At 65.8% G+C, this 12,462-nt stretch carries 7 protein-coding genes; 3 read left to right on the top strand and 4 right to left on the bottom strand.

Features of this window, described 5'->3' with window-relative positions:
- The first annotated feature begins 928 nt into the window (after nt 1-928).
- Both RIV14_RS01705 and RIV14_RS01710 read left to right on the top strand, forming a co-directional pair.
- On the top strand, nt 929-3,190 hold the full coding sequence (locus tag RIV14_RS01705) for a VWA domain-containing protein (protein ID WP_075373247.1): 2,262 nt from the start codon (nt 929-931) through the stop codon (nt 3,188-3,190).
- Between the two features lie 97 nt (nt 3,191-3,287).
- Nucleotides 3,288-4,136 carry a VOC family protein gene (locus RIV14_RS01710; RefSeq protein ID WP_075373248.1) on the top strand — a complete coding sequence of 283 codons (849 nt, stop codon included), beginning with the start codon at nt 3,288-3,290 and terminating at the stop codon, nt 4,134-4,136.
- A gap of 233 nt (nt 4,137-4,369) precedes the next feature.
- Here RIV14_RS01710 and RIV14_RS01715 read toward each other — a convergent pair whose 3' ends face one another.
- Nucleotides 4,370-5,791 carry a citrate synthase gene (locus RIV14_RS01715; protein WP_143224241.1) on the bottom strand — a complete coding sequence of 474 codons (1,422 nt, stop codon included), beginning with the start codon at nt 5,789-5,791 and terminating at the stop codon, nt 4,370-4,372.
- 269 nt (nt 5,792-6,060) lie between these two features.
- On the opposite strand from RIV14_RS01715, the gene RIV14_RS01720 reads away from it, so the two are divergent.
- Nucleotides 6,061-7,296 (top strand): ATP-binding protein, encoded by a 1,236-nt coding sequence (locus tag RIV14_RS01720; RefSeq protein ID WP_075373329.1) that lies wholly within the window; start codon nt 6,061-6,063, stop codon nt 7,294-7,296.
- 16 nt (nt 7,297-7,312) lie between these two features.
- Here the strand turns inward: RIV14_RS01720 and dapC are convergent, their stop codons facing one another.
- The 3 genes from dapC to RIV14_RS01735 form a co-directional block, all read right to left on the bottom strand.
- On the bottom strand, nt 7,313-8,521 hold the full coding sequence (dapC, locus tag RIV14_RS01725) for a succinyldiaminopimelate transaminase (RefSeq protein WP_075373250.1): 1,209 nt from the start codon (nt 8,519-8,521) through the stop codon (nt 7,313-7,315).
- Nucleotides 8,522-8,580: 59 nt separating this feature from the next.
- Nucleotides 8,581-8,931: a ferredoxin gene (gene fdxA, locus RIV14_RS01730; RefSeq protein ID WP_009394099.1), complete on the bottom strand. Its 351-nt coding sequence runs from the start codon at nt 8,929-8,931 to the stop codon at nt 8,581-8,583.
- Nucleotides 8,932-9,352: 421 nt separating this feature from the next.
- Nucleotides 9,353-12,448, bottom strand: coding sequence for a VanW family protein (locus RIV14_RS01735; protein WP_309324779.1), 3,096 nt, complete (start codon nt 12,446-12,448; stop codon nt 9,353-9,355).
- Nucleotides 12,449-12,462: the final 14 nt, after the last annotated feature.

The raw sequence follows: 12,462 nt of genomic DNA on the forward strand, positions 1-12,462 counted from the left end.
GACTACCGACGCCCCCTGAACACATTCCCACAAACCATCACAGCCACCCTCATGCTCTACACCTACACCACCACCCCCTGAATAACCTTCCATCTTGACCTTACGCAGGTGCGGGCTCATCCACCAGATCCTACCGACCCCTTAGTGCCCCACAACAACCAGCCCCAGCAACCCAACCACCCCACAATGAGCCGAGTCAGGTCAAACGCGAAGAACCCGAGTCGCCTCCAAAATACTGACAAACGTCAGTACATGATTCATGCACCTCCCCCTCGTGGACTATATAAAATCGTAATATGACTACGGCAGTCCCAGAACCCCATACCCCTGCATCAGAATCCACAACCCCGCCCTCGCACCTGTCTCGCCGCAAGCTATTGACTCGCATTGGCTGCGGGACTCTTGTCGGAGGACTGGCCGTCGGAGGCGGGCTGACTTGGGCCTTTGGCCCGGGAGGTCCCCTATCATATGAGGCAAGAGCCCTAAGAGCCCTCAAAAACGACCCCATGGGACACGAGACCATCCTCGGAGTGAAAGCTGTCCGCACAGAAGAGTCGGAGCTTCCAGGTTGGACAACTTGGAAATATCCAGGAGTTCATCTCGAACGATGGTTTCGAGACCCATCAAAACCCTCAGAGCAGCTCAGGGACGAGTTCATAGACTACGCAAAGTCTCACGGATGGGAGGAACAGACCCGAGTCACTACCTCGACATTATGGCTCGCCCAACACGCACACCGAAAACCTAACGACTACATGCAACTATTTATTGGACTTTCAGAAGATACGCCACCCAAGGATAGTGAAGTTGGTATCACAATTAACTACACCCTACCTGTCGATCCAGACGCGAACACTTAATTCGCGAAGTACATGATCTAAACCCATCACCACCAACAACATCAGCACAGTCTTACATAGGACCTCAAATGAACATCCATTTCTATGACACAGAAAACAGCTCAAGAGCAAGATGGACCCACGGGATATTAATTGCCACCATCACTACTTTATTGATTGTCATTCAGGTGTCACTGACTCCAAATTTCTCAACTACCGCCCGAGCGGACGCCAGGATCAACACACTAATTCGAGCCACGTTACTTGGAGACTCCTATTCAGCCGGCAATGGAGCGGGCGCATACTATGGAGACAAGGAGGCTTACAAAAGTCACAACAACTGGGCGCATAAGTATGTCGAATGGCTCAACTCTCAGGGCGCACCTACGGTACTCACCAACCTCGCCCATAGCGGGAATGTCACGAACGATCTTACCAAGAGCCGAGGTCAAATCGATGAAATGCCCGAAGACACGAACCTGGTGATGTTCACAATCGGCGGCAATGACGTCAACTTCTCCGACATAGTAAAAGAGTGCTTCACTCTTGGTCTGCGAGACGCAAAGACCTGCAAGGAGAAGGTCACGGACGCCAACACAAAACTGGAGAGCGTTAAGTCCAACACCTTGACCATACTTCAGAAGATTGACAATAAACTGAAGGATGACGCTCAAGTCATCCTTGTCGGCTATCCACGCCTTGCCACCAATCGGAACTACATCCTAGACAATTCTGGCGTCAGATACGACGCGGGGGCCGGGGTCCGCTCACTTAGCGACGCCTCCATGGACATACAATCCACACTTGTTCGAGAATGGAACAACTCACACCCCAGCCTTAAGGTCACTTACATCGACGGAATCATCAACACATTTGACGGGCACGAGCCGGACCCCTCACCAAAGCACCGCAACCCCCAACGGTGGATCAACGAGTTCTTGGAGACCAAGGGAAAAATCAAAAACAATGGTCAGATCGAATCTGAAAGCAGCTACGACACAAACGAGTTCTACCACCCGAACATTACGGGTCACGCGGAGATAGCGAAACTCATCGCTGAGAAAGTCGGAATTCCCACCTTCAGTAGCCCGACGCAAGACGCAAAGAGTGACATTGACATAGCCTTCGTTATTGACTCCACTGGCTCCATGAAAGACAATGTTAGAGCCCTCAAGACAAAGGTCAACGACATCATGAAGCAGACACAGAAAGGTGCCTCGTCATATCGCTTCGCGCTCGTCGACTACAAGGATCACCCTAAATTTGACTTTCAAAACTATCTAGCCCGAACAGATGTCGACTTCACCAGCGACGAATCTACCCTTGAAAAGGGACTAGATTCATTGACGTATGAGGGAGGAAACCTCGGCAACACCAACGCCAGCGTCTACAGCGGCGTCATGCAGGCCGTTAATATGAAATGGCGCAACGGGGTTAAGAAGATCGTCGTCGTCATCGGCGACGCTCCTCCACGCGACCCCGAGCCGGGTACTGGTTACACCGCTGCCTCCGTCGCCAAGGCCGCCTACGACGTGGACCCGGTCAGCGTCTACGGCATTGACACCGGGCAGCTCAACTCCACCAGCTTCCAGACGCTGGTCACCTCCAGCACAGGCACCACCGCCAACGCTTCCTCTCCCGACCAGGTCAGTGACCTCGTCAACAAGGCCATCAGCAGCGAGCTCAACAAGCCCTTCGCCTGGATCCAGGGCCCCTATGTCGCCAAGGTCGGAGATCCTGTCGACATCGATGCCGCAGCCTCCCACGCACTCTCAGGCTCCCTGACCTCCTATGAATGGGACTTCAACGGTGACGGCGTCTACGACGAAACCGGGACCTCCCCACGCATCACCCACACCTTCACCGAGGAGTTCAGCGGCGTCATCGGCCTGCGCGTCACCCAGTCAGACGGACAGACCGCCGTCGCCACCACCCAGGTCGATATCACCGACGATGGAGACAACACACCACGCGACCAGGACAACTGCCCCGACGTCAGCAACTGGGGCCAGACCGACTACGACAATGACGGGATTGGCGACCAGTGCGACCCCGACCCCGGCTTCCCCACCCAGGACAAGCCCGGTGTCTGCGTCGTCGGCGAGAACTGCCCACCCGACAGCGGGACTCCCAGTGCCCAACCGACACCCGCACCGAGTGGAGGCTCGACCCCCACTCCTGCCGTCGCCACAGAGCCCACCAAGGCGCCCACGGCAGCTCCGACAACTACCGCTTCAAAGCGTCCCCTCCCCAACACAGGGATCAACGCGAACAGGTTGACGGCCCTGGCGATCCTCGGACTGCTCACCGGCGCAGCAGTTCTCCACTACCGGCGCAAGGCCACCTCATAGCCGGTAATACCCGGGTATGACCCGGCCCGCCGAACACAATGTTGGGGCCGCTCCTCTCCCGGAGCGGCCCCAACACACGTCACGATACGGTGGCCGTATGGACCAACTCATCACTCCCGCTATCCGATGCGACGGCAACGCCGACGAGGCCGCCCAGTTCTACACCGACGTCTTCCGCGAGGCCCGCGTCGTCGAGCAGGTACCCGGGTACGCGGCCACGGTCAGCATCCACGGCTTCCGCCTCTCGCTCATCAACGGCGGAGGCCAGGACGCCCCGAACCCGTCAATCAGCTGCATCCTAAACTTCGACCCGCTCCTGTTCGGCGGCGAGGACCAGGCCCGGACCTACCTCGACGAGCTCTACGAGCATCTCTCCGCCGGCGGAGTTCTCATGGAGCTGGGCGAGTACCCCTTCTCGCCGCGCTACGCCTGGGTCCGCGACCGCTTCGGCATGACCTGGCAGCTCATGCTCACCGACCCGGCCGGCGAGCCACGCCCCTTCATCCTGCCCTCCTTCATGTTCGGCGGCACCAACCACGCCAACGCCGAGGAGGCCACCGAGGCCTGGATCGCCCTGTTCGACGACGCCCACCGCGGGGCCCTGTACCGCTACGAGGAGGGCGGGCCGATGGAGGCGGGCACGGTGATGTTCACCGACTTCACGCTGCGCGGCATCTGGATGACGGCCAGGGACTCGGGGGCCTCCCAGGACCTCGCCTTCACTCCCGGGGTCTCCAATATCGTCTCCTGCCGGGACCAGGAGGAGATCGACCGCTACTGGACGGGGCTGTCGGCCGTGCCCGAGGCCGAGCGCTGCGGCTGGTGCGTCGACCGCTGGGGCGTCTCCTGGCAGGTCGTCCCCCACAACATTGCAGACCTCATGGCCGACACCGCCACGCGCGAGAAGCTCCTGCACATGGGCAAGATCGACTTGGCCGACCTGTAGGCCGCAGAGCTCACCATGACGGTCTCGGCGACGTACTTCTGCGTCGGCGACTTACTTCTCCCCCAAACCACTGAGGTCCGCCCTCAGTGGTTTGGGGGACAGAGCAGTCCTCGTCGGGAATGTACGTCCCCGACCCGCACCGCCCGGCCACAGAAACCGGCCCCAGACAACCAGCCACAGACAACCGCCCCTGGGCGACCGGCGTGAGCCCGTGAGCCTCAGACCCTCGTGATTCAGACCCTGGCGATGCGGTCGAGGCTGGGCACGCCGGCGCGGGTGTCCGGGTACTGGCCGTCGTCGTGCTTGCGCCGGTGCATGGCCACGTAGTGGCGCTCGGTGGAGCCGTTGTAGACCTGGCGGGGCCGCCCGATGCGCTTGGCCGGGTCGGCGATCATCTCGCGGTACTGGGCGATCCAGCCCGGCAGGCGCCCCAGGGCGAACAGGGGCGTGAACATCTTCGTGGGGAAGCCCATCGCCTGGTAGATGAGGCCGGTGTAGAAGTCGACGTTCGGGTAGAGGCTGCGGGAGACGAAGTACTCGTCGCGAAGCGCCGTCTCCTCCAGCTCCATGGCGATCTCGAGCTTGCGGTCGCCGTCGTCGGAGCCCAGGCGGGTCAGGACGTCGTGGGCGGTCTCCTTGACGATGGCGGCGCGCGGGTCGTAGTTCTTGTAGACCCGGTGGCCGAAGCCCATGAGCCGCACGCCGTCCTCCTTGTCCTTGACCTTGCGGACGAACTCGGCCGTGCTCATCCCCGAGCTCTGGATCGTGTCCAGCATCCGCAGGACCGCCTCATTGGCACCGCCGTGCAGCGGCCCGGACAGGGCGCCCACCCCCGCAGCCACGGAGGCGTACATGTTGGCATCGGCCGAGCCCACAAGGCGCACCGTGGAGGTCGAGCAGTTCTGCTCGTGGTCGGCGTGCAGGATGAGGAGCATGTCCAGGGCCCGCACGACGGCCGGGTCGATGTCGTAGGACTGGTAGGGCATCCCGAAAGTCAGGCGGATGAAGTCCTCGACGTAGGAGCGCTGCGGATCGGGGTAGAGCAGCGGCAGGCCGATGGCGCGCCGGGCGATGTAGCTGATCATCGTGGGCATCTTGGCCAGCAGCAGCACGGTGGCGAGCTCGCGCTCGTAGGGGTCGTGCGGGTTGAGGGTGTCCTCGTAGTAGGTGGCCAGGCCCGCGATCCCCGCCTGGAGGATCGCCATCGGGTGACCCGAGGAGGGGAAGGAGGTGAAGAAGCTGCGGAAGTCCTCGTGTAGGAGCCGGTGACGCGAGATGCGCCGCTCCATGCGCGCGAAGGACTCGCGGTCGGGCAGCTCGCCATTGATGAGGAGGTAGGCGACCTCCAGGAAGGTCGAGGACTTGGCCAGCTCCTCGATCGGGTAGCCGCGGTAGCGCAGGATCCCGGCCGCACCGTCGATGTAGGTGATCTGCGAGGTGCACGACGCCGTGTTGGTGAAGCCCGGGTCGAGTGTCACCACGCCGGTGGAGCCCAGCAGCTTGGACACGCCTAGGCCGTCGGCGCCGTCGGTCGCCCGGGTGCGCGGCAGCTCAAGGTTGGTGCCGTCAACAGCCAGCAGGCCGGGACCGCCGACGGCGCTGAGCCGACTCTGCTCGGGCTGCTCAGCCGCGGTGGGGGTGGGGGTGCTCGTCATCATGCCTCCTGGGGCTCGGGGCCGCACGCATCGCGACGGCGAGACCTGGGCCCACGGGGGTTCCGGCGGGCCCAGCGTCCACTGTACGGGGTGCGCCGTCACGACGTCGTCTCATGGGCTCACCGTGGGCCCCCGGATCAGCCTGATCAGCCCGGATCAGCCCGCCGTGGGCACCAGCCGAGCACCCACCCGTGGCTTGATAAACTTATCAAGCCCAGCGGCGGCTGATAAATTTATCAAACCAAGTGATCGTTGATAAACTTATCATCATGAGGACTCCCCTTGACTCACCGTTCAGCCCAGGCTCGGACACGGTGCCCCTGGTGTGGGCGGGGCGCATCGAGCACCTCAGCGACTGGCGGGATGCTCTTCGCCCGCGCCGAGCCGCCGGCATCCACGAGCGTGGCCGCACAATCCTGGGGGAAGCCGGCTCCGGAAAATCCGCGTTGGTGCGCCGGATCGCGAGCGAGGCCTTGGAGGATGGCGACTGGGTCACGCCGCAGCTACGCATCCCGTCGGGAAGCGACCCCATCAAGCGAGTCGCCTCAGCTCTGCTGACCCTCGCCGACACGGCGGGTCTGCCAGCAGCCAGGGAGCAGCGCATCGGCGACCTGCTGCGCCGCGTTGAGTCCGTGGCAGCCTCCGGCATCTCCCTGTCCGTGCGCACCCAGGACGGCCCCGAGCCTTACACCGCCCTGACCGATCTGCTCATTGAGATCGGCCGTGCGGCCACCAAGCGCCACGCCGTGGTGATGATCCACATCGACGAGGTCCAGAACATCACTGATGAGCATACGCGCTCCCAGCTGCTCATCGCCCTGGGTGACGCGCTCACTCACGAGGAGCCCACAACCCTTCCCGGCGGTCTGAGCGTCGGCTCGGCGCTGCCTATCGCCGTCTACCTGACCGGCCTGCCCGAGTTCGCGGACATGGCCGGAGCCCGATCCGGTGCCACCTTCGCGCGTCGCTTCCAGACCACCACGCTGGAGACCATCGACGACGACGACCTCCTGACCGCACTCCACCCCTTCATCAGCCAGGGGTGGCCCATCACCACGGCCGACGGCGGCACAGACCGGATCTTCATGGAGCCCGACGCCCAACGCGCCATCGTCGAGCTCTCCTGCGGAGAGCCATTCCTTTTCCAGCTCGCCGGGCAGTGCGCCTGGCACGCCAGCACTGACAGCATCATCACCGCCGAGCACGTCCGTACCGGATGGAGCAGGCAGGCGGTTCATGAGGCGGAGGCGCATGTGCAACGCATCCTCGATCGGCTCCCACCGCGCGAGAGGGAGTTCGTCGAGGCAATGGCTGAGCTCGCACCCGAGGAACGTTCTCTGACGAATATCGCCGAGAGGCTCGGCCACAAGAGGGCCACCGACGCGGGCCCCACCGCACAGCGGCTCGACCTGACCCGCAGGATCATCCAGCGCGGCAGGCCCTACCGATTCCAGCACCGCGCCGTCGGGGCCTATCTCACCTCCGGGTGGCCCGAGGTCGGCTGACCGGGACCAGCCGGCCTTAGCCGGCGAAGAGGGCGGCGGCCTCAGGCGAGCGCAGGCGCGCGGCGGCAGCGGCGACTCGCTCGTCGGTGTCGGTCAGGCTCATGCGCACCCGCCCGGCCCCGGCCTCGCCGTAGAAGTCGCCGGGGGCCACGACGATCCCGAGCTCGGCGAAGGCCCCCACGAGCTCGTAGGCGCTCATCGACTTAGGTCCCCGGAGCCACAGGTACAGGCCGGCCACGGAGGCCGGGTCGTTGACGAGACCGGCGGCGGCAGTCGCCTCGACGAGCACCTCGCGGCGCTCCCGGTAGACCTCCTTCTGCACCTCCATGTGCGCCTCGTCGCCGAGGGCGGCCACGAGGGCCGCCTGCACCGGAGTCGGCATGAGCATGCCGGTGTGCTTGCGCACCTCGGTGACGGCGCCCACGAGCCGCGCGTCACCGGCGAGGAAGGCCGCCCGGTAGCCGGCCAGGTTGGACTGCTTGGACAGGGAGTACAGGGCGAGCAGGCCGCTTCGGCCCGCCTCTCCTCCGACCCGGGGGTCCAGGAGGCTCGGGATCGGCTGGGTGTCCCACGGCGACTCCCAGCCGAGCTCGGCGTAGCACTCGTCGGAGATGACAACGGCACCCCGCGCCCTGGCCCAGGCGACGATCCGGGCCATCTGCTCAACGCTCAGGACGTGCCCGTCGGGGTTGCCGGGGCTGTTGAGCCAGACGACGGCCACGGGCGCGTCCTCAGCAATACCCCAGGTGACGGGGTCGGCGTCGGTGTCCACGGGGACCGGGGTGGCCCCCACGAGACGGGCGCCGACGTCGTAGGTGGGGTAGGCGGCTCTCGGGTGCAGGACGAGGTCGCCGGGGCGCACCCCCAGGTGCAGTGGAAGGAGGGCCACGGACTCCTTGGAGCCGATGGTGGGAATGACCTCGCCGTCACCCAGGCCGGCCACGCCCCGACGTCGTTCCATCCACTCGGCGATGGCGGCACGCACCACGGGGGCGCCGACCGCCGTCGGGTAGCCGGGGGCGTTGGCGGCCGAGAACAGGGCGTTGCGGGCGATCTCGGGGGTGGGGTCGACGGGTGTCCCCACCGCCAGGTCGACGACGCCGTCCGGGTGCTGGGCGGCCCGCTCCCGGTAGGGGCTCAGCGAGTCCCAGGGAAAGTCGGGCAGGGCGAGGCGGCGGGGCAGGTGGGGGCTGGGGGAGGTCTCAGGAGTCGCGCTGGTGGTCACAGGTCCTGATTCTTCCTCACGAGCCGGGGTGTCTCCACCCCCAGCCCCCGCCCGCAGGCTCAGTAGCCGTTGGCCTCTTTCCACTCCTCGTTCTGCGGGGGCAGGGCGGCGATCATGGGGTCGTCGTAGTCCAGCGCACCGGTCCTCTGGGCACCTCCAGGCGAACCGAGTCCCTTGAGCTCGAAGAAGTCGATGTTGGCGCGGGTGTAGTCCTCCCACTCCTCGGGAACATCGTCCTCGTAGAAGATCGCCTCGGTGGGGCAGACGGGCTCGCAGGCGCCGCAGTCGACGCACTCGTCAGCGTTGATGTAGAGGCTGCGTTCACCCTCGTAGATGCAGTCGACGGGACACTCGTCAACGCAGGCACGGTCCTTGACGTCGACGCAGGGCTGGGCAATGACGTACGTCATGGCAGCAGTGTCCTTTCTTCTCTGGGGATCTGCCCACACAGGTGAGCGGGGTCGGGCCAAGTATGGTCCCCCGGTGCCCGTCAGCCCAAGAGGTGAGAGAGTGGCCGTCAGCACGCCGAAAACTCAGGGTTGCCACACCGCGATTACGTCACTGCCGCGGCGCGAATGTCACAGGTAACACCAATCTCGGGCACCGCACGCCTCAGAGCGCGATCTGCGACGATCCGGCTGAAAAGTGTCCAGCAGGGACGACTTTGACGCGCGACGCCACGCGATCCACTCGCGTTTGCGCAGGTCAGAGAACCGCGGTCACGCAGAAGCGTTCTACGATGTCATCAAAGTCGTCCCGTTTGGACAAAAGTCTCCTCCGACACTGCTGCGTCGGCACTCCTCTGAACCGGGGGCGCAGACGGCGGTGCCGTCAGGAGCAGACGATGTCGTTGTCGGCGGCGTACTGAGTGGTGAGCACGTCGTCAGGCAAGGCCTTGCCGTCATGTTTGCGGGTGCGGGTGACGGTGATGTCGAAGCCGGGGTTGCCGCCCGAGTAGGGCTCGCAGCCGGGGCCGGACTTGCGCTCAGTGGACACCGGGCGGAAGTTGAACCGGTCCGAGGAGGTGATCGACACGTCGTAGTACTTCGTGGACCACATGCGCACGTGGATCTGTTCCCCGTCCAGCCAGGCCTGGACCAGTACCGCGTGGGACGTGGAGTTCGTGAACTTCACGTCGAGCTTGCCGGTCCACAGGGTGGCCTCGCGCCCGGCCGGGTAGCGGTCGAAGTAGTACTGGTGGGCGTGGTGCTCGGTGTCGTCCATGCCGGCCTCGAAACCGGCGTTGAAGACGGTGGTGGCCACCTGGCTCAGCCCACCGCCCAGGGAGTCGACGTGCTGCCCGTTGGAGATGACTCCGGCGTCGGCGAACCCGTGCTCGTAGTCGACTTCGCCGAGGGTCTTCTCCAGGGAGAAGACCTCACCGGGCTTGACGACCGTGCCGTTGACGAGCTCGGCCCCGCGGGTGAGGTTCTGGGTGCGCGGCGCGTCCCCGCTGTTGTACGGGGTGGCGAACTCGCCGATCGCCTCACTGATGCCCCACTCGTTCTGCGGCGTCGTCACCGTCGGCTCGGCCACGACCATCGGCAGGGTCACGGTCCGGCCGGCGACGTCGGTGGCGGTGGTGCCGGCCTTGAGCAGGCTTGTGGACAGGGCGGCGGTGTCGATGACTTTGCCCTGGGCGGCGGGAACGTACTGGGGGCGTGCCCCGGGTGCGCCGGTGGCGGAGCCGTCGATCTTCCAGGTCGCGTTCTGGGCGGGGGTCTCGACCTGACCGATCCTGGCGACGACGCCGTCACGCAGTGCGGTCGGGTCGAAGGTGGCGCTCAAGGTGCCGCCCTCGGAGGAGATCTTCAGCATCTCAGCGGTGTCCTGCGGTGAGAAGGCCGCGGCCGCGCCGGGGCTCTTGCTCTGCGCGCCGGTGCCCGCCGTGTTCACGGTCAGTCCGCTGGACAGCAGCGGCGTGAGGGTGCCGTCGACGAACTTGGCAGCCTCCTCGTCGGTGATGGCGGGGATCGCGGTGCCCTCGGCCATGGCGAGGGTCTTCTTGCCCAGGGGCCAGCTACCGGAGAGCTGTTTGAGAGAGGCCTCGACGTCGAGCCCGATGCCGTTGCTCGCGGGCGTGGTGACCGGCTTGGTGCCCTCCAGGGTCACGGTCGCTGAGACCGCGCCGTTGGCCATCGTGTCGACCCGGTCCTCCAGGGCGCCTCGCAGCGAGGTGGAATCGACCCGGATGACGGCCTCGGTGCGCTGGCCGCCGAGGCGCTGGGCCAGGGTGAGGGGGTTGAGGGTGAAGCCGGTGAGCTTCTTGACCGAGGCGTCGGTGTCGACCGAGACACCCGACTTGGCGGGCACGAGCTCGGAGCTGCCCTGCCCGACAGTGAGGGTGACGGGCTGGGCGAGCTGGTCGCCGATGCCCTTGCCGACGCGGTCGCGGGCCTCCTTGGGGCTCAGACCGGAGACATCGACACCGGAGACGGTGGTGCCCGAGGCGATGTGCTGGGTGGTCCACCAGGCGATGCCGCCCCAGGCCAGCAGCAGGGCCGCGGCCCCGGCGGCGCAGGCGGCGGGGATGAGGCGCCGACGGCGTGAGGCGCCCGACCCGGCTGCCGTACCGTTGGTCTTCTTCGCAACGTCCTGGGCCTTGGAGGGCTTGTGCGCCTCCTCGGCCGCGGCCAGGGTCCCGGCAACGGCGGGCGCTGAGGGCGACGCCCCGGACAGGCTCTTCGGTGCGATCGATGGCGGCATGTCGCCGGAGTCGGGGCTCCATGCGCTGTCCTGCAGGGTCTCTTCAGCCGCGTCGGCGCCGGCCGACTCATAGGGCGAGAGGGCCTCGGCAGGGGTGGCGGCCTCGTCGACGACGCGCGTCGATGCCGGCGTCGCCACCGGTTCAGCGGCTTCTACAGCGGCCGACTCAACGGGCTCGTCGCCAGGGGCGGAGGTCTTGTCGGCGCCCTGGTCGGTGTCCTCGCCGGTGTCCTCGGCGGCGGGAGCCTTCTCCTCCGGCTGCTCGACGACGGGAGCCTGCTCGGGCTCCTCAGGTCCCTCGGACTTCTCAGGCTGCTCGGTGACCGGAGCCACCTCGGACTCCTCGCTCTGACCGACCGGCTCAGCCGGCTCAGCGGCCTGGGCCGACTCGGCCGCCTCAGCGGGCTTCATGACCTCGACCGTCCCGGCGGACTCCCCCTCCTGGGCCTCGCCGCCGGGCTCCTCAGCCGGCTCAACCGACTCGGCAGTCTCTGCAGGCTCGTCCTGAGACTCATCCTCGAGGTTGAGGGTCGGGGTGTCATCAGCGTCCCCGCCCTGAGCACAGGAGGCGGGCTCACCCGCCCCCTGGTCGGCGTCCTCGCCGGTGTCCTCGGCGACGGGAGCCTTCTCCTCCGGCTGCTCGACGACGGGAGCCTGCTCGGGCTCCTCAGGTCCCTCGGACTTCTCAGGCTGCTCGGTGACCGGAGCCACCTCGGACTCCTCGCTCTGACCGACCGGCTCAGCCGGCTCAGCGGCCTGGGCCGACTCGGCCGCCTCAGCGGGCTTCACGACCTCGACAATCCCGGCGGACTCCCCCTCCTGGGCCTCGCCGCCGGGCTCCTCAGCCGGCTCAACCGACTCGGCAGTCTCTGCAGGCTCGTCCTGAGACTCATCCTCGAGGTTGAGGGTCGGGGTGTCATCAGCGTCCCCGCCCTGAGCACAGGAGGCGGGCTCACCCGCCCCCTGGTCGGCGTCCTCGGTGGTGTCCTCTCCGGTGTCCTCGGCGGCGGGAGCCTTCTCCTCCGGCTGCTCGACGACGGGAGCCTGCTCGGGCTCCTCAGGTCCCTCGGACTTCTCAGGCTGCTCGGTGTCCGGAGCCGCCTCGGACTCCTCGCTCTGACCGACCGGCTCAGCCGGCTCAGTAACCTCAACGGGCTCGACGGCGTCGGCTGCGGCCTCGGAGGCGGCAGACTTCTCCCCGCGGTTGACGGACTGGCTCATGGGCGGCGGTTCCT

It is taken from the genome of Actinomyces acetigenes (assembly GCF_031296635.1).
Lineage (GTDB): Bacteria > Actinomycetota > Actinomycetes > Actinomycetales > Actinomycetaceae > Actinomyces > Actinomyces acetigenes.